The sequence below is a fragment of the Pseudomonas sp. LPH60 genome, assembly GCF_030718165.1.
GTDB lineage: Bacteria > Pseudomonadota > Gammaproteobacteria > Pseudomonadales > Pseudomonadaceae > Aquipseudomonas > Aquipseudomonas danubii.
The window spans coordinates 492,934-519,553 of sequence record NZ_JAVAJH010000006.1; the positions used below are offsets into that span (position 1 = coordinate 492,934).

Annotated in this window: 26 protein-coding genes and 2 pseudogenes; 19 read left to right on the plus strand and 9 right to left on the minus strand. The window is 64.0% G+C overall.

Going from position 1 to position 26,620, the window contains the following annotated elements; all coding sequences use genetic code 11:
- Position 1: 1 nt before the first annotated feature.
- From Q8O96_RS23185 to Q8O96_RS23195, 3 genes are all read right to left on the minus strand, one after another.
- Entirely contained in the window at positions 2 to 619 is a 618-nt protein-coding gene (locus Q8O96_RS23185) for a trans-aconitate 2-methyltransferase (RefSeq protein WP_305949483.1), read from the minus strand.
- An 80-nt stretch (positions 620 to 699) separates the two neighbouring features.
- Positions 700 to 2,040 carry a DUF6687 family protein gene (locus Q8O96_RS23190; RefSeq protein WP_305949484.1) on the minus strand — a complete coding sequence of 447 codons (1,341 nt, stop codon included), beginning with the start codon at positions 2,038 to 2,040 and terminating at the stop codon, positions 700 to 702.
- Between the two features lie 36 nt (positions 2,041 to 2,076).
- On the minus strand, positions 2,077 to 3,492 hold the full coding sequence (locus Q8O96_RS23195) for an MFS transporter (RefSeq protein ID WP_305949485.1): 1,416 nt from the start codon (positions 3,490 to 3,492) through the stop codon (positions 2,077 to 2,079).
- 214 nt (positions 3,493 to 3,706) lie between these two features.
- Here Q8O96_RS23195 and Q8O96_RS23200 point away from each other — a divergent pair, with 214 nt between their 5' ends.
- The 5 genes from Q8O96_RS23200 to Q8O96_RS23220 all read left to right on the plus strand — a co-directional run bounded on the left by Q8O96_RS23200 (position 3,707) and on the right by Q8O96_RS23220 (position 7,571).
- Positions 3,707 to 4,384 carry a metalloregulator ArsR/SmtB family transcription factor gene (locus tag Q8O96_RS23200; RefSeq protein ID WP_305949486.1) on the plus strand — a complete coding sequence of 226 codons (678 nt, stop codon included), beginning with the start codon at positions 3,707 to 3,709 and terminating at the stop codon, positions 4,382 to 4,384.
- On the plus strand, positions 4,375 to 5,859 hold the full coding sequence (locus Q8O96_RS23205) for an alpha/beta hydrolase (protein WP_371826201.1): 1,485 nt from the start codon (positions 4,375 to 4,377) through the stop codon (positions 5,857 to 5,859). Before Q8O96_RS23200 ends, Q8O96_RS23205 begins: the two co-directional genes overlap by 10 nt.
- A 91-nt stretch (positions 5,860 to 5,950) precedes the next feature.
- Entirely contained in the window at positions 5,951 to 6,421 is a 471-nt protein-coding gene (locus Q8O96_RS23210) for a sn-glycerol-3-phosphate transporter (protein ID WP_102865240.1), read from the plus strand.
- A 143-nt stretch (positions 6,422 to 6,564) separates the two neighbouring features.
- Positions 6,565 to 7,257: an AzlC family ABC transporter permease gene (locus Q8O96_RS23215; RefSeq protein ID WP_305949488.1), complete on the plus strand. Its 693-nt coding sequence runs from the start codon at positions 6,565 to 6,567 to the stop codon at positions 7,255 to 7,257.
- The gene (locus Q8O96_RS23220) at positions 7,254 to 7,571 is read left to right on the plus strand and encodes a hypothetical protein (RefSeq protein WP_102864996.1); all 318 of its coding nucleotides are present in this window, start codon (positions 7,254 to 7,256) and stop codon (positions 7,569 to 7,571) included. Before Q8O96_RS23215 ends, Q8O96_RS23220 begins: the two co-directional genes overlap by 4 nt.
- Positions 7,572 to 7,589: 18 nt before the next feature.
- On the opposite strand, the gene Q8O96_RS23225 is transcribed toward Q8O96_RS23220, so the two are convergent.
- Positions 7,590 to 8,060, minus strand: a complete 471-nt coding sequence (locus Q8O96_RS23225; RefSeq protein WP_207165843.1) for a hypothetical protein — start codon at positions 8,058 to 8,060, stop codon at positions 7,590 to 7,592.
- Complete coding sequence (locus Q8O96_RS23230) at positions 8,054 to 8,509, minus strand: glucosaminidase domain-containing protein (protein ID WP_240322003.1); 456 nt, start codon at positions 8,507 to 8,509, stop codon at positions 8,054 to 8,056. The genes Q8O96_RS23225 and Q8O96_RS23230 overlap by 7 nt, the downstream gene beginning before the upstream one ends.
- A gap of 224 nt (positions 8,510 to 8,733) precedes the next feature.
- Here Q8O96_RS23230 and Q8O96_RS23235 point away from each other — a divergent pair, with 224 nt between their 5' ends.
- Complete coding sequence (locus tag Q8O96_RS23235; protein ID WP_102864993.1) at positions 8,734 to 8,946, plus strand: DUF4880 domain-containing protein; 213 nt, start codon at positions 8,734 to 8,736, stop codon at positions 8,944 to 8,946.
- A gap of 11 nt (positions 8,947 to 8,957) precedes the next feature.
- Here the strand turns inward: Q8O96_RS23235 and xerC are convergent, their stop codons facing one another.
- Positions 8,958 to 9,902 (minus strand): tyrosine recombinase XerC, encoded by a 945-nt coding sequence (gene xerC / locus Q8O96_RS23240; protein WP_102864992.1) that lies wholly within the window; start codon positions 9,900 to 9,902, stop codon positions 8,958 to 8,960.
- Positions 9,903 to 10,378: 476 nt separating this feature from the next.
- Between xerC and arnB the strand changes: the two genes are divergently transcribed.
- From arnB to Q8O96_RS23295, 11 genes are all read left to right on the plus strand, one after another.
- Positions 10,379 to 11,518: a UDP-4-amino-4-deoxy-L-arabinose aminotransferase gene (arnB, locus tag Q8O96_RS23245; RefSeq protein ID WP_102864991.1), complete on the plus strand. Its 1,140-nt coding sequence runs from the start codon at positions 10,379 to 10,381 to the stop codon at positions 11,516 to 11,518.
- 5 nt (positions 11,519 to 11,523) lie between these two features.
- Positions 11,524 to 12,543, plus strand: coding sequence for an undecaprenyl-phosphate 4-deoxy-4-formamido-L-arabinose transferase (gene arnC / locus Q8O96_RS23250; protein ID WP_115580063.1), 1,020 nt, complete (start codon positions 11,524 to 11,526; stop codon positions 12,541 to 12,543).
- Positions 12,540 to 14,546, plus strand: a complete 2,007-nt coding sequence (gene arnA / locus Q8O96_RS23255; RefSeq protein ID WP_305949489.1) for a bifunctional UDP-4-amino-4-deoxy-L-arabinose formyltransferase/UDP-glucuronic acid oxidase ArnA — start codon at positions 12,540 to 12,542, stop codon at positions 14,544 to 14,546. The genes arnC and arnA overlap by 4 nt, the downstream gene beginning before the upstream one ends.
- Positions 14,546 to 15,430, plus strand: a complete 885-nt coding sequence (gene arnD, locus Q8O96_RS23260) for a 4-deoxy-4-formamido-L-arabinose-phosphoundecaprenol deformylase (RefSeq protein ID WP_250330299.1) — start codon at positions 14,546 to 14,548, stop codon at positions 15,428 to 15,430. The genes arnA and arnD overlap by 1 nt, the downstream gene beginning before the upstream one ends.
- Complete coding sequence (arnT, locus tag Q8O96_RS23265; RefSeq protein ID WP_305949490.1) at positions 15,427 to 17,076, plus strand: lipid IV(A) 4-amino-4-deoxy-L-arabinosyltransferase; 1,650 nt, start codon at positions 15,427 to 15,429, stop codon at positions 17,074 to 17,076. The genes arnD and arnT overlap by 4 nt, the downstream gene beginning before the upstream one ends.
- Entirely contained in the window at positions 17,073 to 17,417 is a 345-nt protein-coding gene (arnE, locus tag Q8O96_RS23270; RefSeq protein WP_102864986.1) for a 4-amino-4-deoxy-L-arabinose-phosphoundecaprenol flippase subunit ArnE, read from the plus strand. Before arnT ends, arnE begins: the two co-directional genes overlap by 4 nt.
- On the plus strand, positions 17,414 to 17,827 hold the full coding sequence (gene arnF, locus Q8O96_RS23275; protein WP_305949491.1) for a 4-amino-4-deoxy-L-arabinose-phosphoundecaprenol flippase subunit ArnF: 414 nt from the start codon (positions 17,414 to 17,416) through the stop codon (positions 17,825 to 17,827). The genes arnE and arnF overlap by 4 nt, the downstream gene beginning before the upstream one ends.
- Positions 17,824 to 19,188: a UDP-glucose/GDP-mannose dehydrogenase family protein gene (locus tag Q8O96_RS23280; protein ID WP_110595722.1), complete on the plus strand. Its 1,365-nt coding sequence runs from the start codon at positions 17,824 to 17,826 to the stop codon at positions 19,186 to 19,188. The genes arnF and Q8O96_RS23280 overlap by 4 nt, the downstream gene beginning before the upstream one ends.
- Complete coding sequence (locus tag Q8O96_RS23285) at positions 19,189 to 20,814, plus strand: glycosyltransferase family 39 protein (RefSeq protein ID WP_305949492.1); 1,626 nt, start codon at positions 19,189 to 19,191, stop codon at positions 20,812 to 20,814.
- A 42-nt stretch (positions 20,815 to 20,856) separates the two neighbouring features.
- Positions 20,857 to 21,372, plus strand: coding sequence for a GNAT family N-acetyltransferase (locus Q8O96_RS23290; RefSeq protein ID WP_305949493.1), 516 nt, complete (start codon positions 20,857 to 20,859; stop codon positions 21,370 to 21,372).
- Positions 21,373 to 21,656: 284 nt separating this feature from the next.
- Positions 21,657 to 22,361 (plus strand): HPP family protein, encoded by a 705-nt coding sequence (locus tag Q8O96_RS23295; protein WP_207168059.1) that lies wholly within the window; start codon positions 21,657 to 21,659, stop codon positions 22,359 to 22,361.
- Positions 22,362 to 22,554: 193 nt separating this feature from the next.
- On the opposite strand, the gene Q8O96_RS23300 is transcribed toward Q8O96_RS23295, so the two are convergent.
- On the minus strand, positions 22,555 to 23,418 hold the full coding sequence (locus Q8O96_RS23300; RefSeq protein ID WP_110595725.1) for a LysR family transcriptional regulator: 864 nt from the start codon (positions 23,416 to 23,418) through the stop codon (positions 22,555 to 22,557).
- A gap of 264 nt (positions 23,419 to 23,682) precedes the next feature.
- Between Q8O96_RS23300 and Q8O96_RS23305 the strand changes: the two genes are divergently transcribed.
- Together Q8O96_RS23305 and Q8O96_RS23310 are read left to right on the plus strand one after the other, a co-directional pair.
- Positions 23,683 to 24,789 carry an enoyl-CoA hydratase/isomerase family protein gene (locus tag Q8O96_RS23305; RefSeq protein WP_102864979.1) on the plus strand — a complete coding sequence of 369 codons (1,107 nt, stop codon included), beginning with the start codon at positions 23,683 to 23,685 and terminating at the stop codon, positions 24,787 to 24,789.
- Positions 24,790 to 24,793: 4 nt separating this feature from the next.
- On the plus strand, positions 24,794 to 25,945 hold the full coding sequence (locus Q8O96_RS23310) for an acyl-CoA dehydrogenase family protein (protein WP_110595727.1): 1,152 nt from the start codon (positions 24,794 to 24,796) through the stop codon (positions 25,943 to 25,945).
- Positions 25,946 to 26,123: 178 nt separating this feature from the next.
- Here the strand turns inward: Q8O96_RS23310 and Q8O96_RS23315 are convergent.
- Positions 26,124 to 26,288 (minus strand): annotated as a pseudogene (locus Q8O96_RS23315) (DUF2875 domain-containing protein); the annotation flags it as partial.
- A 55-nt stretch (positions 26,289 to 26,343) separates the two neighbouring features.
- Positions 26,344 to 26,620, minus strand: a pseudogene (locus tag Q8O96_RS23320) (DUF2875 domain-containing protein); the annotation flags it as partial.

Genomic DNA, 26,620 nt, shown 5'->3' on the forward strand with positions numbered 1-26,620 from the left:
CTCAGTAAATCCCCCGCGCCAACCACACCGTCAGCCCGCAGCACTCCGGGTCTTCACTGACCTGCTGCACCACCTCGAAACCGTGGGTATCGAGCAAGGTGCAGTATTCCCCCGGGTCCAGGCTCGCGTGGTACAGGGCCTCGCTTTCGAACTCGCCGATGGCCTCCCCTGCTGCAGGTCCGCTGGTGAACATCAGGGCGCAGCCTGGGCCGGCATGGCGTTCGAACACGGCGAACATGGCGCGCTGATCGTCCGGGCTCAGGTGGAACAGGCTGTTCCACGCCAGAATGCCGGCAAAGTCCTGATCCAGGGCCAGACCGCGCATGTCGGCGTTGATCCACTGCTGCTCGGGAAAGCGCCGGCAACACTGATCCAGCAAGGCGGCGCTGCTGTCGACGCCCGTGACCGCGTATCCATGTTCCACCAGATAGCGCGCTACCGGCTCGCCACCGCCACACCCCAGGTCCAGTACCTGCCGGCCAGCCCCCATGACCTGGCGAAAGCGTTCGAACCAGGCTTGTTCACTGTGAAATGCCTGGGTGTTGGCCCGGCGCGCCCGGTCCCAAGCCTGGGCATGACGCTGGTACAGATCGACGATGTGACGTGCGGATTCGTGCATCCACAGGCTTCCTTGTGCTGTTTGGTGGCCGCGGATTACAGCACAAGGGCGCCAGGCAAAGCGAAGTTGGCGGTACGGCGTTATGTGGCCTGGCCGTTGGCATCCCAGGCCACCGGGGCCTGGCCGAGGAACTGACGCAGTTCGGCCAGCAGCTTGTCGCTGGAATGGCTGCTGGGCCGGTCGGCGACAAACCTCAGGCCCGGCATGATTGCCTGCACCCCGTCGTAGTGCCACTGCCCAGGAGTGCGCTCCGTTTCCTGCAAGGCCCGGGCGAAGATCGCCAGGTCCCGACGGGCCCGGGGAATGCCGCTGCTGCGCTCGACCCAGCTTTCATAACGCTGGCGGATTTCGATACGCCCCTGATTGACGATGGCCAGCACCGCACAGCGGGTGCGATTGTGCAACGCCACCGGCGACAGGCCGAAGTACTCGCCCTCGCCCTGCCATGCGCCGTCAGGCAGGCGAAAGATCGCCAGATCGATGCCCGGGTACTCTTCGATCCGTGTGGCGGCATGCTCCACCAGCGCCGTGCTGCGCTGCAGCTCCTGCATGGCCGGGTCGTACAGTTCGGCGTAACGCCGGGTGTTATCCAGCACATCGGCCAGTTGCGGCAGCAGTGCGGTGAAACGCGCCATGAGTTGCCGGTCGTTGCCACCCTGGCTGTCGCTGCGCACCCGGGCGGCCAGGGCATGCAGGGTAAAGGCGCAGTGCAGGGCCTGGGGCGAAGTGCCCCGGGTGAAGTCGCCGAGTCGTGCGATATCGATCAGCAATTGACGGTGCCGCAGGGCCTGCTCGGGGGCCAGGAAGGCGTAGACCGAGGCTAGCCCGTCAAGATCGAAATGATCGCTGGTGATCACCTGCGCCTGTTCCACCCTCAGCCCTTGTTGGAGAAAGATCAGGGCGCTGGTGGTGGACAGGTTGGCCTTGTAGGCGCTGGGGGTCTTGTTGGCCGGCCAATGGGACAGGGTCAGCACGGTGGCCGGATTGTCGATGGAATCCAGGGAGATATTGGATCGTCTGTGGGTCTGGCCTAGGGGCAGGAATCCATAGGGGCTGTGGGGCCCCAGGCGCCAGGGTTGCAAGCCAAGCTCCAGCGGCGCAACACCTGCGCCGGGCGCCAGTCGCTGATGCAACTGCCGGGGCAGTTCCCGCAGCGCCGGCGTTGCGCTGCTGAGTTCGCCCGAACCGTCCAGGCGATAACTGAACTGGCGCAGGTTCTCCCGGCGCAGGTCCCGGAGGTTGCCATTGCACACCCCGCAACCGGGGCCGCCGAGGACGCTGAGCAGATCGGTGAACTGATTGTCGGCAATGCCGATGGCGCGCCCCCCCAGCAGGCGAAGGTCCAGGTGCGCGAACAATGGGGCGACTCCCGGATCGAAAAGGAAGCCCTGTTCCTGGCAAGCGGTATTGAGGCTGTTCATCTGTATGTCCTTGAAGTGTGATGAGTCAGGCAGGCCTCAGGCCTCGGCCAGCGCCCGGGTATGGTGGCGCCGGACCTGACGCATGCTGATAAACAACAGGGCCGATACCCCGGCGTAGAGACCGAACAGCCAGGCCGCGGCCTGGGCTGCACCGGCAACACCGGCGCTGGAGCTGAGTCCGGCCAGGTTGACAATCATCCCCGCCAGCGCCGCGCCCAGGGCCGTGGCCACCAGTTGCACCGTGGTGATCGAAGCGCCCGCCAGTTCCTTCTGGTCATCGGCCGCGTTTTCCAGGACTCGGGACAACAGATGGGGCCACGCCAGGCCGATCCCTGTGCCCACCAGCAACATGGCCAGGCACACCGCCCCCAGGCTCAGCAGCGGCGTGGCCGTGGCAGGCATGAACAGACAGGCCAGGAGCAGGCCGGCCACCACCAGAAACGGCCCGCTGGCGATGGCCCGGGCCGCGCCCCGGGGGCTCAGGCCGGAGCTGAAGATCGCCCCCAGGGTCCAGCCGGCCGCCATCAGCGCGGCGATGTAACCCGCCAGCAAGGGCGTCTGCTGATGCAGCTCTTGCAGGAACAGCGGCACAAAGACCTCGCTGGTCATGCCCACCACCAGCAGCGCCATGGAGAGGTACAGCGCCAGCAAGGGGCTGCCGGACTTCAGGCTGTCGCGGGGCAAGAGACGTTTGCCGGAACGGTTCTCCAGCACCACCACCAGCAGCAACAGGCCCAGACCGACGCCCAGCCCCAGGACGTTGTACCCGGGCGAAGGTGTGATGCTGCCGATGGAGATCGCCAGCACCACTGCGGTCAGCAACACCAGTTGCAGCCCGGGAATAGGACTGCGCGGCGCCGTTTCGCGGCTTTTGCCCGGTAACAGGGCGATCGCCAGCAGCATGAACAGCAAGGTGCAGGGCAGCAGCACCCAGAACGCCGCACGCCAGGCTCCGTGTTCGGCGAAGACCCCGCCCACGGCAGGGCCGATCAGGGTGGCCGCGCCCCACATGGCGGAAATCAGCGCCATCGCCCGGGGCCACAGCGGCTCATCGAACACCAGGCGGATCATCGCGTAGGGCAAGGCGAACAGCAGCCCTCCGCCCAGGCCCTGGACACTGCGCCCGATGATCAGCCAGCCCATGTCCGGGGCCAGGGCACACAGGCCGCAACCGAGCATGAACACCAGGCCGGCCAGGGCATAGGCGAGCTTCGGCCCCAGTATCCCCAGAGCCCGGGTGGACAGCACCGAACCTATGATCGAGGCCACCACGAACAAGGTGGTATTCCAGGCGTAGTAGTCCAGGCCGCCGATATCCTTGACCACCGAAGGCAACAGCGTGGTGACCAGGTACACATTGATTGCATGCAGCGCCACGCCACCGGCCAGGGCTGCCGAGCGCAGTCCGTTCTTGCCCAGTAACAGTGCTGACCATCCGCTTGTCGAAGCCATGCCTTGCTCCCTTAGGGTGTTCGATAAAGCTGCACTGTATTACACAAGCAATTACTTTGATAATTATTTTTTCATTGTCTCGCTCTCTTGCCCAATCCGCCGTTCAAAGCGCGACAATCGCCGGGCCCCTTGGCCGGAGCCTGTTATGCTTGCGCAGTAAGCCGCGTCCTGCACGCTCTCGATACCCCACTTGCGCATTGGTTAATGGCCCAGCATGTCCTCGATATCCTCCCCTGCCGAGAAGAAGAACCCCGGCGCCACCGCCGAGCGAATTCTGTTTCTGCTGAAAACCCGCGGCCCCTTGAAAACCGCCGACCTGGCCCCGCTGCTCAAGGTGTCCCTGGAAGCCACCCGCCAGCAGCTACAGAAACTGCTGGACGCTGAACTGATCGCCGGGCAGATGATGCCGGCCCAGGGCGCTGGGCGGCCGTCGCAGAAATGGGTGTTGACCGAGCAGGCCCAGGCCCGTTTTCCCGACACCCATGCCCACCTGACCCTGCAACTGATCGATTCGATTCGCGCGGTCTATGGGGCCGACGGCGTGGAACGCATCGTCACTGACATGGAGCGGGTCAACACCGCGCAGTACCTCGACGTCTGCGCGCCGCTACCGACCCTGGAAGAACGGGTCCGGGCCCTGGCGCAGATCCGTGAAGTCGCCGGCTACATGGCCAGTGTCGAGGCCGACGGCGAGGGCTGGCTGTTGATCGAGAGCCACTGTCCGATCTGTGTCGCGGCCCAGCAGTGCCAGGGCTTCTGCCGCTCCGAACTGCAAGTGTTCCAGGCCGCCATTGGCGACCTTGGGCAGGTGCGGCGCGTGGAGCACCTGATCACTGGCGGTCGACGCTGCGTTTATCGCATCAGCGCCCTCCAACCGAGTCCCTGCCCGTGATTGCCCCGCCCCTGTCGCGCCTGCTCAAGGGTGGCGCGCTGATCCTCGGCGTTGCCGCACTCACCCTGCTGGCCTGGCGTGCCTACGACAGCGAGCGGGGTCCGGCGCTGCAACCCTGGCACCTGCGGGTGCCCCATGAACTGAGCATCGAACAGATCGATAGCGCCGATTGGGCGGCCTGGCTGCAGGCCGAGGAGCGTTTGTTTGCCGAAGTCCGGCGTGAAGTCAGCGACCGCCTGGACCCGACCCAGGTCCCGCCCTTCAACCGTTATCGTGTGGACAGCCGGGTCTACCCGCCCCGCTTTGCCACTGACTGGAACCGCTCCTACCTGCTGCGGCCCTCAGGCACACCACGGGGCGTGGTGGTGCTGCTGCATGGCTTGACCGACTCGCCCTACAGCTTGCGCCACGTTGCCCGGCGCTACGTCGAGCACGGTTACCTGGCCATCGGCCTGCGCCTGCCCGGCCACGGCACCGTGCCGGCCGGCCTGACCGACGCCCACTGGCAGGACTGGCTGGCCGCCACCCGCCTGGCCCTGCGTGCCGCGCGGGCCGAAGTCCCGGCGCCGGCACCCTTGCATGTGGTCGGTTACTCCAACGGTGGTGCCCTGGCGGTCAAGTACGCCCTGGACGCCCTGGACAATCCGCAGTTGCCCCAGGCCCAGCGCCTGGTGCTGATTTCGCCGATGATCGGCGTGGCCCCGTCGGCGCGCTTTGCCGGTGTGGCCGGCTGGCCGGCGGTGTTTCCGGCCTTCAGCAAGGCGGCCTGGCTGAACCTGCGCCCTGAGTACAACCCGTTCAAGTACAACTCGTTTCCGGTCAATGCCGCGCGCCAGTCGTGGCTGCTGACCGATGCCCTGCAAAGCCAGTTGCTGGCCCTGGTGGGCGACCCGCGCCTGAACCGGTTGCCGCCGATCCTCAGCTTCCAGTCATTGACCGATGCCACGGTCAGTACCCCTGCCCTGGTCACCGGCCTGTACCGGCAACTGCCGGCCAACGGCAGTGAACTGGTGATTTTCGACCTCAACCGGGACCGGGACTTCGAAGGCCTGCTGGACCCCGCCAGCCTCACCTCCCTGGCCAGCCTGCTGCCGGCACCGCCGCGCAACTACAGCACCCGGGTGCTGACCAATGAAGGCAGCGGCGGCGCGACCCTGGCCGAAGTCAGCACCCCCGCCCTGAGCCTGGACAGCCAGCGACGGCCCCTGGACCTGGCCTATCCGGCGGGGGTGTTTTCCTTGTCCCACGTGGCCTTGCCGTTCCCTGTGGACGACGGCTTGTACGGGACCCAGCCCGCTCCCGGAGAAGACTTCGGCGTGCACCTGGGCACCATCGCCGCCCGCGGTGAACGCGGCGTGCTGGTGGTGCCCATGGAGGAGCTGATGCGCCTGACCGCCAACCCGTTCTTCCCCTACCTGATCCAGCGCATCGAAGCCGATATAGATCAAGCAACAGTTCAATCATTGATTCGCTGAATAGCCGGATGTTAGCGTCTGCCCCCTTTCCCCCCCCTTGATTTCCGAGGGGGCACGACTGCCGCGATGGCAGGGAACCCTGATGAAAGCAATGCTTCGAACCCAAGCCGCGGGCCTGGCCCTGCTGCTGGCCGCCGCCAGCCAGACGCTGCAAGCCGCCGCGCAACAGGACTACTGGTACGTGCAGAGCAGCGTCTATACCAACCACTGGAGCAACGATCCCGACCACAACAACCACCAGGATCTGATCGGCCTGGAGCGCAACTACGCCGACGGTCAATTGTGGGGCGTGAGCACCTTTCGCAACTCCTTCTCCCAACGCTCCTACTACGCCTACGTGGGCAAGGCCTGGGAACACGCCGACTGGCCGGTCTACGCCAAGCTCAGCGGCGGGCTGATCCAGGGTTACAAGGGCGACTACAAGGACAAGATCCCGTTGAACCACTTTGGCGTGGCACCGGTGCTGATTCCGGCGGTGGGCGTGCACTACGGGCCGGTGGGCACCGAGCTGGTGGTGCTGGGCGCTGCCGCAGTGATGGTCAACGTCGGCTACCGCTTCTGAGCCCCGGCAAACTCGCACAATCGTACAAGACGCTGTCCCGCTGCCTTTCCTAGACTCCATCGACCAATGACTGGGGCGCCGCTCCGGGTCTTTGCCTCGGTAATGAGCAAAAGGCGAGCAAACCTATGCAGGTCGAGCAACAGATGCCGTTCACACAAAGCACGTCAGGTGCTCTGCGCAGGGTGGCCCCGGCCGCGTTGGCCATTGTCCCGGTGAGCATGCTGTTCGGCCTGCTGGCAGGTCGCGCCGACTGGTCACTGCTGGAGGTGGCACTGGTGGGGCTGCTGGGATTCACCGGCAGCGGTCAGTTCGCCGCCCTGCCCCTGGCCCAGTCGGGAGCCGGGTTCTTCACCCTGCTGCTGGTCTCGGCTTCGATCAACAGCCGTTACCTGCCCATTGCCTTCACCTCCAGCACACGGTTGCCCCGGGGGTTCCTGCAAAAGGCCGGGGCGGCCCATATGCTGGGGGACGAGGCCTACGCCACCGAGCACGAACGGGACAATCCGGTCACGGTGCTGGTGATACGCGCAACGATCTTCCTGACCTGGGCACTGGCCGGGGTGCTGGGGGCATGGCTGGGCAAATGGCTGCCGCTGCAGTGGATCGGCACCGAGGTCAACCTGGGTTACCCGGCCAGCGTGGTGCTGATGTACCTGTCGCTGGCGCAGTTGCGCAGCCGCTTGAGCCTTGCGCACGAACGTCGTCTGGCCGTCTTGTCGATGGTGGCGCTCTGTGTCGCGGTGACCCTGGTATTGATCATGCTCCTGGGCACCCTGTACTTCTGGATTCCCAGTGTGCTGATCAGCACTGTCCTGCTTTCCAGGGCCAAGCTATGAGCGATTCGGCCTGGGTCACCATCGCTGCGCTACTGGCCACCAGTTGCCTGGTACGGATCATTCCGGCGTTCGTGAGCATCCGCCTGCAACCCGGCCTGCAGCGTTGCCTGGAGCGGGTGCTGCCGGTGGCGGTGTTCATCAACTTTGCGGTGTACATCGCCTTCAGCGAGATGAGCCGCGAGCCCCTGGCAGCCTCGGTGTCCCTGTTGCTGGTGGGGCTCATTGCCCTGAGCAACAGCCTGGGCCTGATCAGCACCGCGGCGATTGGCACGGCGGCCTATTTTACGGTCCTGCACCTAAGCGCTGCGGCCTGATGCAGACCGGTTTCGGGACTATGGTTGATCCTCGCAACCCAGTCCCTGGCGCTGGGGTTCTTCGTCCGCCAGGGTCTTGCCGGTACGGGCCATGATCTGCCCCTGCAAGGCCCGCAACTCACTGCCGTCCAGACGCTTGCAGCTGTTGATTTCCCAGACATCGCCGGTGGCGGTGCTCACCGAGAACAGCCCCCAGTACTCAGTGGCGCCGGCCTTGGGATCGTTGTAGCCGAGGCTGAAGTCGAAGTAGCCCGGATGCGGCGGCTGGCCGCTGTCGTCCTGCAGGTCACCATCGACAAAGACCCCGGGTTTGCTCAGTTGATAGTCCTGATGCTTCAAGGCTACCAGCAGCACTTCCTGGGCCTGCTCGCGGGTCAGGCCCGTGGCCTTGACCTCATCCGGCTGCAGCACGGTACCGGCACAGGCGACGAGTGCCGCGCAGGCCAGGGGCAGGCCCAGCAGCCATGCGTGGGGATTTTTTCTCAGCACGCCATGCGCCCTCTGACCGCGACAATGATCTTCGCCAGGTACTCGGCAAATCCGTTGCGGCCACCGGAGGCCGCATCGCCACTGTTGTAGCCGCTGCGCACCAGGGCCTGGGCGAACTCCATGGGGTCGCGCTTGCTTCGCACCGACGAGCCATAGCGCAAGGCGAAGGACTGGGCACACTTCTGGAACGAGTCGAACTTCGCCACCTTGATGCTGGCGTTGCCCTGGGGCGCCTCGGCCCCGCTCTGCAGGGGCGCTGGGGCATGCAAGGAGAAATAGTTGTTGAGCTCGCGGGCAATGCGTCCGGCGCCGTACTGGCTCTCCTGGGCCGCCAGGCCAAGGATGTTTTCCACCGGCAGGTCCAGTTGATCGGCGATCGGCTGGCAGGCTGCCTTGTATTTGCTGACAAAGGTCACGGCATTGGTGTTGTTGCACAGTTTGGCGCTCAAGATTGCTCCCTCATTTGACTGGTCGATTCCATTTGCCACAGGTGAAACATGCCGATTATAGAGCAGCATCCAGGCCTTGCCTCAGGCCTACTCATCGATACCAATGACTGATTTCAGGCAAAAAATTGACGCTTTTTTCTCGTTATACACTCTAGATTGCAAGTGATTTCTACGTGCCGCGCCTCTTCCTCATGAGCGGCGCCACTTTGAACAAGGACCGCACGATGAACAGTCCTGCCAGTGAAGCAGATGAATACTTGATGATGCAGGCCGCCCACTGGTGCATCCGCCTGCGTGAGGCCGATTGCAGCCTGGATGAACGCCAGGCGTTCGAAGACTGGCTGCAGAGTGACCCAAGCCACGCCTTTGAGTACGCCAAAATGCTCGAGGCCTGGGACCTGACCGGGCATCTGTCCCCTTCCCGGCCGACCTGTTGAACGGCTGACACTCACAGGTCGAAGCGGTCGATGGCCCGACGTCGTTCATTGTCATCACGCATGTCGTAGCTGGCGGTGGTCTGGATATTGGTGTGGTGCGCCAGCTTCTGGGCGATCGACAGGTCATGTTCCTCGATCACCCGGGTAATGAACGAACGGCGAAAGTCGTGGGGCATGATGCGCACGCCAACCTGGGCGCCCCGCTGGCGGGCGATGTAGTAGATGGCGTGCTTGCTGATGCGTTCACGGGTGATATGACCACCGCGACGAATCCGGTTGAACAGGAAAGCGTCGTCCTCAAGGCCCGCCGGCAAGTCTGCGCGACGCAGGTCCAGCCAGGCCTGGAGCTTGTCGAAGGCCCAGGCCGGGGCGTACTTGATCAGCTGTTTGTTGCCCTTGGCCAGCACCTGCAGGCTGCGCTGGACGAAGTCCACCTGGGCCAGGTCCAGGTTCACCGATTCGGACTTGCGCATGCCCGAGCCATAGAGCACCGCGATGATGGCCGCGTCGCGCACGCCCTGGGGCCGCGGGTCGGCGGCACACACCGCCATCAGGTCCTGGATCAGCCCACGCTTGAGATTGCGCCCCCGGGACAGGCGTGTACCGCCCATGGCCTTGACCGAGCGCATTTTCAGCAGATGGTCCTGGCTGATCAGACTGCTGCGCCAGGCCTCGTTCATCACCCCGCGCAGGGCATTGACGTACAGCGACGAGGTATTCGGGGCATAGCCGTCACGGCGCAATGTGGCCACCAGGGCCGTGACCTGTTCGGGTTGCAGGTGGTGCCAGGGGATGTCCTCAAGGTTGAGTTCGTCATACCCCAGGCGATCGGCGGCGTCCTGCAGCACGTAACGCAGGGTCGACTGGCTGGACGGCGCCAGACGGGCCAGGTACAGGCGCAACGGGTTGGCCTTGTGCGCGTTGTCGGCAACGGCCGGTTGTTCCTGCGAAGTCATGCTCCCCCCGAAGGCAAAGACGATGCCGGAGCGCAGTTCCCTGCGCCGTTCATGGCCAAGTTCAAGACACCGTTCAAAGCCTCCTGCAAGCGCGCTTTAAAGTGCTTCTTCAAGCCCTTGAAATGGCTGCCGGCACCCCGTCGCGCTACAACCTTGACAACAAACTGAACACTAGCTGTCTGGCCCGCGGAAAAACGGACTTTTGCCCTATTTTTCATATTCGTTTCACATTTTTCCGCTTAATCTCAGCCACCAACAAGCCTCCTGCCGAACGCAGTGCTTTATCAGGTTGTCAAGATAACACCTTGATCTGCATTTACTTTTAACAAATACCTTCTTTACTCAAACGCCGCATGGATCGCCACCCCGGCCCAATAACTGGATGAGCCTTGATGACTGCATGACCTCCCCGCGCTCCATCAATCGTTCGTTCGCATCACCCCGTATTTCCGGCATCAGCTAAACCCGAGGTAACCATGAACCAGGCTTTCCTTCCTTTCTCGCGCCCGAGTATCGGCGACGAAGAGATAGCTGCAGTGGAGCAGGTTCTGCGCTCCGGCTGGATCACCACCGGCCCGAAAAACCAGGAACTTGAACAGCAATTCGCCGACCGTGTTGGCGCCCGCCACGCCGTGGCCCTGTCGTCGGCCACCGGCGCCATGCACATCACCCTGCTGGCCCTGGGCATCGGTCCGGGGGATGAAGTCATCACTCCGTCGCAGACCTGGGTCTCCACCGCCAACATGATCTGCCTGCTGGGGGCGACCCCGGTATTCGTCGATGTCGATCCCGACACCCTGATGAGCGACGCCGCCACCATCGAGGCGGCCATTACGCCACGGACCAAGGCCATCATCCCGGTGCACTACGCCGGCGCCGCCTTCGACCTGGACCCGCTGTACGCCCTGGCGGACAAGCACGGCATCCCGGTGATCGAAGACGCCGCCCACGCCGCCGGCACCACCTATCGCGGCCGCGCCATCGGCGCGCGGGGCACGGCGATCTTTTCCTTCCATGCCATCAAGAACATGACCTGCGCCGAAGGTGCGATGTTCGTCAGCGACGACCAAGCCCTGGCCGACCGGGTGCGCATGCTCAAGTTCCACGGTCTGGGGGTGGACGCCTACGATCGCCTGACCCACGGTCGCAAGCCCCAGGCCCAAGTGATCGAGCCCGGATTCAAGTACAACCTGGCGGACATCAACGCCGCCATCGCCCTGGTACAGCTGCAGCGCCTGGACGACATCAACGCCAAGCGCGAAGTGCTGGCCAAGGCTTACCTGGAGCGCCTCGAAGGCCTGCCGGTGCAACCCCTGCACCTGCCCCAGTACCCGCAGCAGCACGCCTGGCACCTGTTCATCCTGCGCATCGACGCCGAACGCTGCGGCCTGGACCGTGAAGCCTTCATGAAGGGCCTGCAGGAGCAGAACATCGGCACCGGCATCCACTTCATCGCCACTCACCTGCATACCTATTATCGACAGCGCTTCGCCGATGTGCGGCTGCCACACACCGAATGGAACTCGGCGCGTCTATGCTCGATCCCACTGTTCCCGGACATGACCCTCGACGATGTCGAACGGGTCTCCGATGCCATTGCCAACCTCCTGGACTGAAGCCTTTGAAACCTTACCCAATCCAGTTCGTGTCGATCGTGATTCCGGTCTACAACGAAGAACAGAGCCTGCCGGAGCTGCTGCGCCGCACCGAAGCGGCCTGCCGCCAGCTCAAGCACGACTTTGAAATCGTTTTGGTGGACGACGGCAGCCGCGACCAGTCGGCGACCCTCCTGCAACAAGCCGCCGAGCGCGAAGGCAGCCCCGTAGTGGCGGTGATCCTCAACCGCAACTACGGTCAGCACGCGGCGATCATGGCCGGCTTCGCGCAGTGCCGCGGTGACGTGGTCATCACCCTCGACGCCGACCTGCAGAACCCGCCGGAAGAAATCCCGCGCCTGGTGGCCCAGGCCGAGCTCGGCTACGACGTGGTCGGCACTGTGCGCAACAACCGCCAGGACTCGGCCTTCCGTCGCTGGCCGTCGAAGCTGATCAACCTCGCGGTGCAGCGCTCCACCGGTGTGGCCATGAGCGACTACGGCTGCATGCTGCGGGCCTACCGCCGCACCATCATCGACGCGATGCTGGCCTGCACCGAACGCAGCACCTTTATCCCGATCCTGGCCAACAGCTTCGCCCGGCACACCACCGAGGTGCTGGTAGAGCACGCCGAGCGCGAGCACGGCGACTCCAAGTACAGCCCGATGCGCCTGATCAATCTGATGTTCGATCTGATCACCTGCATGACCACCACCCCCCTGCGGCTGCTGAGCATCATCGGTTTCGGCATGGCCGGCGTCGGCGCGCTGTTTGCCCTGATGCTGATCATCCTGCGGCTGATCTTCGGTGCCACCTGGGCCGGCGACGGCACCTTCGTGCTGTTTGCGGTGCTGTTCGTGTTCACCGGTGGCCAGTTCATCGGCATGGGTCTTTTGGGTGAATACCTGGGACGCATGTACAGCGACGTGCGGGCCCGCCCGCGCTTCTTCATCGAAAAAGTCTTGCGCAGCCAGCCGGCGGTCCCCGCCCCGGCTGTCACTGTCGACGGTTTAACTTCCACTCATACTGATCAGGTTTCGCCATGAGCAATAAAGCTGTTGTCTTCGCCTACCACGATATTGGCTGTGCGGGCATCGAAGCCCTGCTCAATGCAGGCTACGAGATCGCTGCCGTGTTCACCCACGCCGACGATCCCAAGGAGAACACCTTCTACGGCTCCGTCGCCCAGCTGTGCGCCCGCAAAGGCATTGCCGTGCATGCCCCGGAAGATGCCAACCACCCGCTGTGGATCGAGCGCATCAGCAAACTCGACCCGGACTACCTGTTCTCCTTCTACTACCGCAATCTGCTGAGCGAACCCCTGCTGGCCACCGCCCGCAAAGGTGCGTTCAACCTGCACGGCTCGCTGCTGCCGAGCTACCGCGGCCGTGCTCCGGCCAACTGGGTGCTGGTCAAGGGCGAAACCGAGACCGGCGTGACCCTGCACCGCATGCTCAAGCGTGCCGACGCCGGGGCCATCATCGCCCAGCAGCGCGTGGCCATCGAACGCAGCGACACCGCCCTGAGCCTGCACCACAAACTGCGTGACGCCGCTGCCAGCCTGCTAGGCGACACCCTGCCGGCGCTGGCCCAGGGCAAGATCACCGAGACCGCCCAGGACGAATCCAAGGCCAGCTACTACGGTCGCCGTACCGCAGCCGATGGCAAGATCGAGTGGAAGCGCCCCGCCGAAGAGCTGTTCAACCTGGTACGCGCAGTGACCCAGCCTTACCCGGGCGCCTTCTGCGCCGTCGGCGAGCACAAGCTGATCGTCTGGAGCGCCGAAGTTGCCAAGGGCAACGAAGGCCAGGCCCCGGGGCGGGTCATCAGCGTCGACCCGCTGCGCATCGCCTGTGGCGAAGACTCCCTGGTGATCACCTCCGGCCAGCGCAACGCCAACGGCCTGTACCTGGGTGGCCCGCAACTGGCCAATGAGCTGGGTCTGGTGGACGGCTCCCTGCTGCGCGGTGCCGAGTCCGGCCGCAAGCCACGCCGCACCCGTGTGCTGATCCTCGGTGTCAACGGTTTTATCGGTAACCACCTGTCCGAGCGCCTGCTGCGTGACGACAAGTACGACGTCTACGGCCTGGACATCGGCTCGGACGCCATCGAGCGCCTGCGCAGCCATCCGAACTTCCACTTCGTCGAAGGCGATATCAGCATCCACTCCGAGTGGATCGAATATCACATCAAGAAGTGCGACGTGGTCCTGCCGCTGGTGGCCATCGCCACCCCGATCGAATACACCCGCAACCCACTGCGCGTGTTCGAGCTGGACTTCGAAGAGAACCTCAAGTTGGTTCGCTACTGCGTCAAGTACAACAAGCGGGTGATCTTCCCATCGACCTCGGAAGTCTATGGCATGTGCCAGGACAACAACTTCGACGAAGACAGCTCCAACCTGATCGTGGGTCCGATCAACAAGCAGCGCTGGATCTACTCGGTGTCCAAGCAGTTGCTGGACCGTGTGATCTGGGCCTACGGCGCCAAGGGCCTGAACTTCACCCTGTTCCGTCCGTTCAACTGGATGGGCCCGCGCCTGGACCGCCTGGACTCGGCCCGTATCGGCAGCTCCCGCGCCATCACCCAGCTGATCCTCAACCTGGTGGAAGGCACCCCGATCCGTCTGTTCGACGGTGGCGAGCAGAAGCGCTGCTTCACTGACATCGCCGACGGCATCGAGGCCCTGGCGCGCATCGTCGACAACGACAACGACTGCTGCAACGGCCAGATCATCAACATCGGCAACCCGGACAACGAAGCCAGCATCCGCCAGTTGGGCGAAGAACTGCTGCGTCAGTTCGAAGCTCACCCGCTGCGCAGCAACTTCCCGCCGTTCGCCGGTTTCCGCGACGTCGAGAGCAAGGCGTTCTACGGTGCCGGCTACCAGGACGTGGAACACCGCAAGCCCAGCATCGCCAACGCCAAGCGCCTGCTGAACTGGGAGCCGACCGTGGAGATGAGCCAAACCATCGGCAACACCCTGGACTTCTTCCTGCGCGAAGCCATGCTGGAAATCGCCGATCGTTCCAAAGAAGAAGCTCGCTGATGCAAGCAGGTCTGCGCATTGATGTCGATACCTACCGCGGCACCCGGGAGGGGGTGCCACGGCTGCTCGAATCGCTGGAGGAAGCCGGGGTCAAGGCCACGTTCTTCTTCAGCGTCGGGCCGGACAACATGGGGCGCCACCTGTGGCGCCTGATCCGTCCGCAGTTCCTCTGGAAAATGCTGCGCTCCAATGCCGCGGGCCTGTACGGCTGGGACATTCTCCTGGCCGGCACGGCCTGGCCGGGCAAACCCATCGGCCGCGACCTGGGGCACTTGATGCGCCAGACCCTGGCCGCCGGTCATGAAGTCGGCCTGCACGCCTGGGATCATCACGGCTGGCAGGCCAACACCGGGCGCTGGAGTCAGGCACAGCTGATCGAACAGATCCGCCGTGGCGTCGACAGCCTCAACGATATTCTCGGGCAAGCGGTGAGCTGCTCGGCGTCTGCCGGTTGGCGCGCCGATGAACGCGTCATCGAAGCCAAGCAACAGTTCGGCTTTCGCTACAACAGCGACTGCCGTGGCCAGAGCCTGTTCCGGCCAAGACTGGCGGACGGCAGCCTGGGCGCCCCACAGATTCCGGTGGACCTGCCGACCTTCGACGAAGTGGTCGGGCCGGTGGTGGCCGCCAAGGATTTCAACCGCTACATCCTCGACCGGTTCAGTCCGGACAACCTCAATGTCTACACCGTGCATGCAGAAGTAGAAGGGATTCTCATGGCCAATGATTTCCGCCAGTTGCTGGCCAGCGCCAAGCAACGCGACATCCACTTTCAACCCCTGGGGCAGATGCTCCCGGCGGATCTGGCCAGCCTGCCGGCAGGCAAGGTCGTGCGTGGCGCACTGCAAGGCCGGGAAGGCTGGCTGGGAGTGCAAGGCGCATGACCAGACGTTGGGCCCTGCCGCTGCTGCTGATCGCTTTCGGTCTGTTCTACCTGTTGCCCATGGCCAGCCACGGCCTGTGGATTCCCGATGAAACCCGCTACGCACAGATCAGCCAGGAAATGCTCCTGACCGGCAAATGGGCGTCGCCGCACTTCATGGGCATCCGCTATTTCGAAAAACCCGTGGCCGGCTACTGGATGATCGCCATCGGCCAGGCGCTGTTTGGCGACAACCTGTTTGGCGTGCGCGTGGCGTCGGCCCTGAGCACCGGCTTGAGCGTGGTCCTGGCCTACCTGTTGGCCCGGCGCCTGTGGAACGACCCGCGCAAGAGCCTGGCCAGCGCCCTGCTCTACATGAGTTTTAGCGTGGTGGCGCTGCAGGCCGGCTACGCCAACCTCGATCCGCAGTTCACCTTCTGGGTCAACCTGAGCCTGGTGGCACTGTGGTTCACCTTCGACTGCCAGAGCCGACGCGGACAGATCGGCGCCTGGGTGCTGCTGGGCCTGGCCTGCGGCATGGGCTTCATGACCAAGGGCTTTCTGGCCTGGCTGCTGCCGGTGCTGGTGGCCCTGCCCTATGCCATCTGGCAGAAGCGCCTGCGCTCGCTGCTGGCCTATGGCGGCATCGGCGTGCTGGTGGCGATTCTGGTCAGCCTGCCCTGGGCCCTGGCGGTGCATGCCCAGGAGCCGGACTACTGGCGGTTCTTCTTCTGGCATGAGCACATCCGCCGCTTTGCCGGTGAAGACGCGCAGCACGCCTCGCCCTGGTGGTATTACCTGCCGTTGCTGGTGGGCTTCTGCGTGCCTTGGGTGCTGCTGTTGCCGACCAGCCTGAAGCAGGCCTGGGAACAACGGCGGCTGAACAGCAGCGGCTTCCTGCTGCTGTGGCTGGTGCTGCCCCTGGCCTTCTTCAGCCTGAGCAAAGGCAAACTGCCGGCCTACATTCTGCCCTGCCTGCTGCCTGTGGCCCTGCTGATGGGGCACACCCTGACGGACCGTCTGGCCACCGGCACGACCCGGATCCTCAGCCTCAATGGTGTGCTCAACCTGCTGGCCGGCCTGATGGCCCTGCTGGCCCTGGTGTACTTCCAGCTGAAGAAGCCGGTGTATGTGGACGAACCCCAGCACCTGGTCCTGGTGTACATCCTGTTGCTGGGCTGGATCATCAGCAACCTGTTGCAGGCCATGCGCCCCTTGAGCCTGTGGGCCGCCCCGGCCCTGGGCAGCTTCCTGCTGGTGGCCCTGGCCCCGGCGGCGCTGCCGAACAAGGTGGTCTACAACAAGATTCCCGACCAGTTCATCATCGATCACGTGGCCGAACTGGGCCAGGCCAAGGCCCTGCTGAGCAACGACCTGGGCGCTGCCGCTGCGCTGGCCTGGCGCCTGCGTCGCCCCGACGTGACCCTTTACAACACCCAGGGCGAAGTGAAGTACGGCCTGGGCTACGAGGACACTGCGGCGCGCAAGGTCGACCTGAACCAAGTCCAGCCGTGGATCGAGCAAGCCCGTAAGCAAGGCTCGATCGGCGTGGTGATGCGGGTCAAGAGCAGCGACGAGGAACATGAAGTCGAGCTGCTGCCCAAGGATGCCAAGCGCTACGAGCAAGGCAATATCGTGATCTTCATCATTCCCCAGAGTCAGCCATGAGCCTGTTGTTGCTGTTGCTCGCCTGCGCTCTGACCTGCCTGGGCCAGGTGGCGCAGAAGTTCGCCGTGGAAAGCTGGCGTGACCAGCCCTCCGGCATCCTGCAAAAACTGCGTTCGGGCTGGCTGTGGCTGGCCCTGTTCAGCCTCGGCCTGGGCCTGCTGGTGTGGCTTTTGGTGCTGCAACGCATGGAGGTGGGCGTGGCCTACCCGATGCTCAGCCTGAATTTCGTGTTTATCACCCTGATCGCCCGCTTCGTCTTCCATGAGCCCATCGACCGCCGCCATTGGCTCGGCGTGGCCCTGGTCATCGGTGGCGTGCTGCTGTTGAGTCGCCACGCATGAGCCGGGTCAAGGGTTTTGCCTTCGCCCTGGGCAGTGTGGCGCTGGTCAGCGGCGCCCAGTTGGGCATGCGCTGGAGCATGACCCGCCTGCCCGCCCCGGATCAGTGGCTGTCGGCGCTGAGTATTGGCAACGTCGATCTCGCCGCCCTGGCGGTGGTGATCACGGCCATCGGTGCCTACGCCCTGTCGATGCTCTGCTGGCTCCTGGCCCTGCGCGACCTGCCGCTGGGCCGGGCCTATTCGCTGCTCAGCATCAGCTACGCCCTGGTCTACCTGCTGGCCGCCAGCCTGCCGCTGTTCAACGAACCCTTCACGCTTGGCAAAAGCCTCGGGGTGGCCCTGGTCATCCTTGGGGTCATCACCATCAACTCTCGATCTGCACCCGCAACAAGTCCCAGGAATACCCCATGAAAATCAGTGTATTTGGAAGTGGTTACGTCGGCCTCGTACAAGCCGCCGTATTGGCTGAAGTCGGCCACGATGTCATCTGCATGGACATCGACGAGCAAAAGGTCAAACAGCTGCAACAAGGCTACGTGAGCATCTTCGAGCCGGGGCTGGCCAGCCTGGTCAAGGAAAACCTCGAAGCCAAGCGCCTGCACTTCACCACCGATGAAAAGCTCGCGGTGCAACACGGCCAGGTGCTGTTCATTGCCGTGGGCACGCCGTCCAGCGAAGACGGCTCGGCGGACCTGCGCTATGTGCTGTCGGTAGGCGACGCAGTGGCCCGCCACCGTGAGAAGCCGGTGATCCTGGTGGAAAAATCCACGGTGCCGGTGGGCACCGGCGACACCTTGAAGGCGCACATAGAGAAGGTCCTGGACGGCCGTCCGCTGCAGTTCGATATCGTTTCCAACCCGGAATTTCTCAAGGAAGGCTCGGCCGTCACCGACTGCCGCCGTCCGGACCGGATCATCATCGGCTGTGAACGCGAGGAAGTGCGCGACGTGATGCGCAACCTTTACGCGCCGTTCAACCGCAACCACGACCGCATCATGTTCATGGACCTGCGCAGCGCCGAGCTGACCAAGTACGCGGCCAACTGCATGCTGGCCACCAAGATCAGCTTCATCAACCAGATCGCCGAGCTGGCCGAGCACCTGGGGGCGGACATCGAATCGGTGCGCTTGGGCATCGGCGCCGACTCGCGGATCGGCTATCACTTCATCTACCCCGGTTGCGGCTACGGCGGCTCCTGCTTCCCCAAGGACATGCGCGCCCTGATCCACAGCGCCGAGCAAGCCCATTGCTCCAGTGACCTGTTGCAAGCGGTGGAAGCCATCAACGAGCGGCAGAAACACAAGCTGTTCGAACGCATCAAGGCGTTCTACAAAGGCGACCTTGAAGGCAAGACCTTTGCCCTCTGGGGCCTGGCGTTCAAGCCCAACACCGACGACATGCGCGACGCACCGAGCCGGGTGCTGCTGGACGCGCTGTTCGCGGCCGGTGCTGAAGTCCGGGCCTTCGACCCGGAAGCCATGCAGGAAACCCAGCGTCTGTACCCGGACGAATCGCGCCTGATGCTCATGGGCACTCCGGAATCGGTGCTCCATGGCGCCGACGCGTTGATCATCTGCACCGAATGGCAGCAGTTCAAGGCGCCGGATTTCGACCTGATCCAGCAGCGTCTCAAGGCCCCGGTGATCTTCGATGGACGCAACCTGTACGACGCCGAGCGCCTGGCGCGCAACGGTTTCACCTACTTCCCGATCGGTCGCGGTGAATCGCGCAACCTGCCGATTCCGCACCAGCAGTGGTCCACCGAGGCCTGAATGAACCCGCACTCCAGTTCCCCTGCGAACACAATACTTTGGCAATCGTTGGGGCTGGGGCTGCTGGCCTTGCTGCTGTTCTGCGCCGGCGCCGGCCACGATTCGGTCATCGGCTTCGACTCGCGCTTTGTGCTCTTCGCCAATGAGATGCTGCGCCATGGGCCGGGGTTCTTCCCTACCACCTATGGCCAGCCCTACGCTGACTATTCCAGTGCCTCGACCCTGCTGGTGTGGCTGTTTTCCCTGCCCACCGGGCAGGTCACCAGCTTTACCGCCTGGCTGCCGACGGCCATTGCTTCGGCGCTGATCGTCAGTCTGATCTATCGCCTGCTGGCACCCTACTCCCGCACCTGGGCCCTGCTCAGCGTGGCTTTGCTGCTGCTGAGCAATACCTTTATCAGCGAAACCCGTGCCGTCTCCCTGGACCAGATGCTCGCCGCGGTATCCCTGGCGGTGTTCTACCTCGGCTATGCCCACGACCATTTCGGTGCCCGTCGGCACCTGGGCTGGATCTTCCTCTTGCTGGTGCTGGGCTTTGCCATTCGCGGCCCCATCGGCCTGGTGATTCCCACCGGCATGCTGTGCAGCTACTACCTGCTGGGCGGTCAATGGCGCCGTTTGTTCGGCGTCGGTTTCAGCGCGCTGTTGCTGCTGGTGGCCTGCGTCGGCCTGCTGCTGTGGCTGGCCAAGCTCAGCGGTGGCCAGGCCTTTGTCGACGAGGTGATCCGCATGCAGTTCATGGGACGCATGGACGGCAGCGAAGGCTCCAGCGACGTCTTCTACTACTTCACCAGTTCCCTGGGCAACTACGCCCTGGCCTATCCCCTGGCGATCCTGGTTTGGGTTGCGGTGCTGCTCAATCGCCCTGCGGAACAGGGCCCGGCCCTGAAACTGTTGCGTCTGTGCACTGCTGCCGGGCTGATCGTGATGATCGGCCTGTCGATTCCCCAAGCGAAAAAGGCCCGCTACCTGCTGCCGATGCTGCCCATGGCGGCGATCGTTGCGGCTTATCCGTTCCAGGCCGGACGCGGGCGGGTCATGGGCTGGCTGCGGGTGCTGATCCAGGGCCTGTGGGTGCTGCTGCCCGGGTTGCTGATGGTGGGACTGCTGGTACTGCGGCGCAAATTCCCTGAACAGCTCACCCACCTCTTGCCCATGCTGCTGATCCTCGGCCTGTTGCAAGCGCTGTCACTGGGATTGCTGTTCAAGCGCCAGTGGCGCGCCGTGGGCCTGGCCTACAGCGCGGTGCTGGCGGTCTGGGCCTGTTACATCGGGGTCTTCGAACCGGTGGAGCACCGCCTCTATGACACTCGCGCCTTCAGCCTCGGCGCCATGCAACTGATCGAGGCCGACCCGGCACCGCTAGTCCTGCACCGCATGGGCAAGGACGCCAAGGCGATCAAGTTCATGGTCAACCTGGATCGAGACCTGCAGCCACAGTTCACCGATCAGGCTGCCGCCCTGGCCCAAGTGCCGGCCCCGGCCTGGGTGATTCTTGATCAGAGCGACCTGCCCAGCCTGCAAGGCACGCCCCTGGCCGGGCTGACTCCGGTGCTGAGCGGGCGTTTCGACAAGAACGACTTCGTCTTGCTGCACCTGCCCAAGAGCGCTGCCACGCCACCCTGAAAGCGTTGCGCAACCCCTTGGCGGCTCCTTACACTCGCGCCCATGACTATCCAGATCCGCCGGGCGCGGGTGGCTGACGCGGCCTTCCTCCCCGCCATTGAAACCTCGGCTGCGGCACTGTTTCGCAGTGATCCGCAACTGGCCTGGCTGGCCGACGCCGAGGTGGCCGATGCCCAGAGCCATAGAGAAAACATCCAACAGCACCCGGTCTGGGTTGCGCTGACAAAGGACGGCACCCGCTGCGCCTTTCTCACTGCCCAGGTCTGCGACCAGGAACTGCATGTGTGGGAAATTTCCGTTGCCACTGGCCACCAGGGCCAAGGCATTGGCAAGCGCCTGTTGCAGGCGGCGCGCGAGTTCGCCCTGGAACAGCAGCTCACGGCCCTGACCCTCAGCACCTTCCGCGAACTGGCGTGGAACGAACCTTTCTACCAGCGCCAGGGCTTTGCCACTCTGCAACCTGCACAACTGAGCCCGCGCCTGCGCCAGGTCCTGGCCGACGAAACACAGCACGGTCTGCCCGAATCACGCCGCTGCGCCATGCGCCTGACCTTGTAAAAAACGCACTGCCACAGCTGGCTATGGAGCTGGCTTGCCAGCGAAAGCGCCCTCAAGACCCGCCCCCAACTCCAAGCCCTCTTAGCTCCCTTCGCCGGCAAGCCGGTGCGTCATACAGCAAAATAAATGCACTTAAACGGCATTATTATGAATTTGTCAGCGGCACCAATGCTCGGCACACTGTGCCCGTTCCTCCCCCAAATGTTGGAACGTTCAAGGGCTTTCTGGTGATCCAGGCAAGCCCTTCTTTTTGCCCGTCGTTCAGCCCTGGACCGTTCTTGCCGATGTTTGCCCGCTGGAAACCCGCCGCCATCAATACCCGCCCCCTGGAATGGAGCCGCGCCGCCATCGGCATGGCCCTGGGCACCCTGTTCAGTGTCTGGCTCTGCGCCCAGGTGTTCGGCATGCCGGTGGCGCTGCACCTGATCGGTCCGCTGGGGGCCTCGGCGGTGTTGTTGTTTGCCGTGTCTTCCGGGGCCCTGGCCCAGCCCTGGTCGATCCTCGGCGGCTACCTGTGCGCCGGGGTCGTGGCCTTGCTGGTGGCTCATGTCCTGGGGCGGACCCTGGGCAGCGCCTGCCTCGCGGCGGGCATGGCCCTGGTGCTGATGTGCTGGTTGCGTTGCCTGCATCCCCCGGCCGGCGCCCTGGCCCTGACCCTGGTGCTGGCAGACCCGGCCAGCGTCGCTTTGGAGTGGCGGGAACTGGGTCCGGTGATGCTCGCGGCGGCCAGCCTGTTGGCCAGTGCCCTGGCCTACAACAACCTGACGCGGATTCGTTACCCCAAGGGCCCGAGCGATACACCAATGCTGCTGCCCTCGGAGGCCCCCGCCGACAGCCTGGCGATCACCGCCGAAGACCTCAAGCAGGCCCTGGCCGAGATGGAAGAATTCTTCGACGTCACCCCTGAAGACCTTGAGCAACTGATCCACGCCAGCGAAGCCCACGCCCGCCGGCGCAGCATTGGCCAGGTCCTGTCCTCGCGGCCCTGATAGCGCCCTAACCTTCGCCCTCGCTGGTGCTGACTTGCCAGCCAAGACAGCTTCAGAAGCGGCGCACGCTTCAAGGGCCTGTTCGCTGGCAAGCCGGTTCCTGCAAAGGCATCGTCGATTGCGCGCCAGGCGCAGCCACTGGCTGGCCAGCGCAGGCGCGCTCAAGTGCGATGCCAGGCTCAAGTCAGTTGGTTCAAACCATCGGCGACCAGCGCTGGGACCAGTCGTGGTCTTGTTCGATCACCTCGCGCAATACCGCAAAAGCCTGCTGCAGCTGCGCCGAGTCGCGCTCCCGGGCATACAGCAGGTAAGTGGGAAAACTGAACTCCGGGGCCCTCTCCACTCGTTCCAGCACACCGCTGTCCAGGTAGCTCTGCACCACCCGGGTGCGGAAATAGCCACTGCCACCGGCGTCGAGGATGAACTGCAGCGCCAGGGGCCCAAGGTTGAAGCCCACCGCGGCCTTGGCCTGTTCCGGCAATGCGGCGTCGTGCTGACGGCGAAAATCATCGCCCCAGTCGATGTACACATAAGGCTCGGGACGCCCCGCCAGGCGCACCTGGATCAATTTCTCCTCCAGCAATTGCTCGACCTGCAATCCCGCGCAATACAGCGGCTGGAACACCAGCGCCGCGTCCAGTACGCCCAACTCCAGTTGCCGTTGCAGGCTCGCGCCTTCGGCAATCTGGGTGCGTACCGCATGGTTGGGCAGTGCCTGGCGCAGGCCTCTAACCCAATTGAGCATCAGCGGATTGCACAGGCTCAACTCACCGCCGATGTGCAGCACATTGCGATAGCCCGCCAGCAACGGCAGGTCACGCTGGGCGGCCTCCCAGGTCTGCACCAGCTGATTGGCATAGGCGATAAAGGCCTCGCCATCGGCGGTGGGTCGGGCGCCGGCGCGGTTGCGTACCAGCAGTTTGCAGTTGAGCTGGCCTTCCAGGTTCTGCACCCGGGCGCTGATGGCGGTCTGGGTCAGGTGCAGGCGTTCGGCGGCGGCGATCAGGCTGCCGCTGCGGACGATTTCCAGGAAGGTGCGGGCCAGATCGATGTCCATGGTGCCTCGCCGGCAAAAAAATTCGAGCGCCATTGTAGCGGCGCTCGCGCCGTCGTGCCCTTAGGCCGCGGACATTCGCCGGATCGGTACGGGCGCTGCGGGCCAGAGCGCTGGCGCAAGATTGAGGGCGGCTTTTTCAACATGCAAAAATGCACAGTCAACCTGCAGTTTTCGGGGTTGTACTGGGCAAAATTGCACTGTTACGATCCGTCGATGCTCGCGCGCGAGCCTTATATAAAAAACAATAAAAGCAGGGAGTTAGTGATGACTGCTCAGGTTTCATCCCAGGCGACACAGGACCTCGACGCCACCCCCGGCGAAGTACTGGTCGAGGTGCGCAACCACATCGGTCACCTGACCCTCAACCGCCCCGCCGGTCTCAATGCCATCACCCTGTCGATGGTGCGTACCTTGCAGCAACAACTGGATACCTGGGCCCAGGACCCGCTGATTCACGCGGTGGTGCTGCGCGGCGCCGGTGAAAAGGCTTTCTGCGCCGGCGGCGACATCCGCTCGCTGTACGACAGCTACCAGAGCGGCGATACCCTGCACGAGGATTTCTTCGTCGAGGAGTACGCCCTGGACCTGACCATCCACCATTACCGCAAGCCAGTGCTGGCCCTGATGGACGGCTTTGTCCTCGGCGGCGGCATGGGCCTGGTGCAAGGCGCCGACCTGCGAGTGGTCACCGAGCGCAGCCGCCTGGCGATGCCGGAAGTGGCCATCGGTTACTTCCCGGATGTGGGCGGCAGCTACTTCCTCTCACGGATTCCCGGCGAACTGGGCATCTACCTTGGGGTCAGCGGCGTGCAGATCCGCGCCGCCGATGCCCTGTACTGCGGCCTCGCGGACTGGCACCTGGAAAGCGACAAGCTGAGCCTGCTGGACCAGCGCCTGGATCGCCTGCACTGGAGCGACTCACCACTCAAGGACCTGCAGGGCCTGCTGGCCAAGCTGGCGGTACAGACCTTGCCTGATGCGCCACTGCAAGCCTTGCGCCCGGCCATCGACCACTTCTTCGCCCTGCCGGACATGGCCAGCATCGTCGAGCAATTACGCAGCGTGACGATTGCCGATAGCCACGAGTGGGCCAAGACCACCGCCGACTTGCTGGAAATCCGCTCGCCCCTGGCCATGGCCGTGACCTTGCAGATGCTGCGCCACGGCCGCCACTTGAGCCTGGAACAGTGCTTCGCCCTGGAGCTGCACCTGGACCGTCAATGGTTCGAGCGGGGTGACCTGATGGAAGGCGTACGCGCCCTGATCATCGACAAAGACAAGACCCCCCTCTGGAATCCGCCGACCCTGGCAGCCCTTGAGGCTGAACGGGTAGCGAGTTTCTTCAGCGGTTTCGACGGCAGCGGGAGCTGAACTCATGCACGACATCGAATTGACCGAAGAACAAGTGATGATCCGCGACATGGCCCGGGATTTTGCCCGGGGCGAGATCGCGCCCCATGCCCAGGCCTGGGAAAAGGCCGGCTGGATCGACGACGCCCTGGTGCGCAAGATGGGTGAACTGGGCCTGTTGGGCATGGTGGTTCCCGAAGAATGGGGCGGCAGCTACCTGGACTACGTGGCCTATGCCCTGGCGGTGGAGGAAATCTCCGCCGGCGACGGTGCTACCGGCGCGCTGATGAGCATCCACAACTCGGTGGGCTGCGGGCCGATCCTCAACTACGGCAGCGAGGAACAGAAGCACGCGTGGCTGCCGCGATTGGCCAGCGGAGAAGCCATCGGCTGCTTCTGCCTGACCGAGCCCCAGGCCGGTTCCGAAGCCCACAACCTGCGCACTCGCGCCGAACTTCGCGATGGCCAGTGGGTGATCAACGGCGCCAAGCAGTTCGTCAGCAACGGCAAGCGCGCCCAACTGGCCATTGTCTTTGCAGTGACCGACCCGGAACTGGGCAAGAAAGGTCTCTCGGCGTTCCTGGTGCCCACCGACACCCCGGGGTTCATCGTCGACCGCACCGAACACAAGATGGGTATTCGCGCCTCCGACACCTGCGCAGTCACCCTCAACCAGTGCACCATCCCCGAAGCCAACCTGCTGGGCGAACGGGGCAAGGGCCTGGCCATTGCCCTGTCCAACCTCGAAGGCGGTCGCATCGGCATCGCCGCCCAGGCCCTGGGCATCGCCCGCGCCGCGTTTGAAGCGGCCCTGGCCTACGCCCGGGAACGGGTGCAGTTCGACAAACCGATCATCGAGCACCAGAGCATCGCCAACCTGCTGGCCGACATGCACACCCGCCTGAATGCTGCACGCCTGCTGATCCTGCACGCCGCGCGCCTGCGCAGCGCCGGCCAGCCGTGCCTGTCCGAAGCCTCCCAGGCCAAGCTGTTCGCCTCGGAAATGGCCGAGAAGGTCTGTTCCTCGGCGATGCAGATCCATGGCGGCTACGGGTATCTGGAGGACTATCCGGTGGAGCGCTACTACCGCGATGCGCGGATCACCCAGATCTACGAAGGTTCCAGCGAGATCCAGCGCCTGCTGATTGCCCGCGAGCTCAAGCACTATCAACTCTAGGCGCTAACGCCGCCCACAAAAAAATCGCAGCCCAGGCTGCGATTTTTCATGGCTGCTCCCCCGGAGCCGGCTTGCCGGCGAAGAGGCCTTTGAGTTTGGCGGCGCCCTGCTGGACGCCTTCGCTGGCAAGCCAGCGCCTACACAAGCCTGCCCCTTCGCAAGCGGCTTTCTACAACAATCGAGGTTCAACGGTCATGGTGGAAGCCTTCCTGGCTGAGGTATAAGCCGCCACGGGCGTGGCCGAACTGGCAAAGCAACGTCCAGAGCTCAGGGGCTGTTCAGCGGCTTGAACCCAGTGACTGAGTAACAACAGGCAGCCCATCAACAACACTATGCGGTGCATCGAAACAGCCCTCTCCCTTTGACTCAGGTCTTCCGCGCAGCTTGATCAGCCAGCGCTAGAGATCATCCATCCAATTGTCCTTGGGCCTCAGCTCAGCCAGAAACTCTTCCAGCGTGTAGTCCTCTTCCACAACCGGCATCCGCGATGCGGCAGGAGCAGCCGGCGCAGGGTTTACCGAGGCTCCGTCATCACTGCTGGCGGTTTGAGGCATCAGGTTGATGCCAAATTTGTTGCCAATGGGCTTTTGCCCCGGTGTCGGCGAGGTGATGGTGATAAGGGTTGCTTGGTCCTTACGGCGCAGAGGCATGACCACGCTGGTATCGGCATTCAGA

Bases quoted from the DNA above. Each gene is read 5' to 3' on its own strand.
- arnB (WP_102864991.1), top strand. From the start codon at position 10,379: ATGAACCAGGCTTTCCTTCCTTTCTCGCGCCCGAGTATCGGCGACGAA.
- Q8O96_RS23195 (WP_305949485.1), bottom strand. From the start codon at position 3,492: ATGGCTTCGACAAGCGGATGGTCAGCACTGTTACTGGGCAAGAACGGA.
- Q8O96_RS23235 (WP_102864993.1), top strand. From the start codon at position 8,734: ATGAACAGTCCTGCCAGTGAAGCAGATGAATACTTGATGATGCAGGCC.
- Q8O96_RS23310 (WP_110595727.1), top strand. From the start codon at position 24,794: ATGCACGACATCGAATTGACCGAAGAACAAGTGATGATCCGCGACATG.
- Q8O96_RS23305 (WP_102864979.1), top strand. From the start codon at position 23,683: ATGACTGCTCAGGTTTCATCCCAGGCGACACAGGACCTCGACGCCACC.
- arnD (WP_250330299.1), top strand. From the start codon at position 14,546: ATGCAAGCAGGTCTGCGCATTGATGTCGATACCTACCGCGGCACCCGG.
- Q8O96_RS23290 (WP_305949493.1), top strand. From the start codon at position 20,857: ATGACTATCCAGATCCGCCGGGCGCGGGTGGCTGACGCGGCCTTCCTC.
- Q8O96_RS23300 (WP_110595725.1), bottom strand. From the start codon at position 23,418: ATGGACATCGATCTGGCCCGCACCTTCCTGGAAATCGTCCGCAGCGGC.
- Q8O96_RS23185 (WP_305949483.1), bottom strand. From the start codon at position 619: ATGCACGAATCCGCACGTCACATCGTCGATCTGTACCAGCGTCATGCC.
- Q8O96_RS23285 (WP_305949492.1), top strand. From the start codon at position 19,189: ATGAACCCGCACTCCAGTTCCCCTGCGAACACAATACTTTGGCAATCG.
- arnF (WP_305949491.1), top strand. From the start codon at position 17,414: ATGAGCCGGGTCAAGGGTTTTGCCTTCGCCCTGGGCAGTGTGGCGCTG.
- arnT (WP_305949490.1), top strand. From the start codon at position 15,427: ATGACCAGACGTTGGGCCCTGCCGCTGCTGCTGATCGCTTTCGGTCTG.
- Q8O96_RS23210 (WP_102865240.1), top strand. From the start codon at position 5,951: ATGCTTCGAACCCAAGCCGCGGGCCTGGCCCTGCTGCTGGCCGCCGCC.
- xerC (WP_102864992.1), bottom strand. From the start codon at position 9,902: ATGACTTCGCAGGAACAACCGGCCGTTGCCGACAACGCGCACAAGGCC.
- arnE (WP_102864986.1), top strand. From the start codon at position 17,073: ATGAGCCTGTTGTTGCTGTTGCTCGCCTGCGCTCTGACCTGCCTGGGC.
- Q8O96_RS23200 (WP_305949486.1), top strand. From the start codon at position 3,707: ATGTCCTCGATATCCTCCCCTGCCGAGAAGAAGAACCCCGGCGCCACC.
- Q8O96_RS23215 (WP_305949488.1), top strand. From the start codon at position 6,565: ATGCCGTTCACACAAAGCACGTCAGGTGCTCTGCGCAGGGTGGCCCCG.
- Q8O96_RS23190 (WP_305949484.1), bottom strand. From the start codon at position 2,040: ATGAACAGCCTCAATACCGCTTGCCAGGAACAGGGCTTCCTTTTCGAT.
- arnA (WP_305949489.1), top strand. From the start codon at position 12,540: ATGAGCAATAAAGCTGTTGTCTTCGCCTACCACGATATTGGCTGTGCG.
- Q8O96_RS23295 (WP_207168059.1), top strand. From the start codon at position 21,657: ATGTTTGCCCGCTGGAAACCCGCCGCCATCAATACCCGCCCCCTGGAA.
- Q8O96_RS23280 (WP_110595722.1), top strand. From the start codon at position 17,824: ATGAAAATCAGTGTATTTGGAAGTGGTTACGTCGGCCTCGTACAAGCC.
- Q8O96_RS23220 (WP_102864996.1), top strand. From the start codon at position 7,254: ATGAGCGATTCGGCCTGGGTCACCATCGCTGCGCTACTGGCCACCAGT.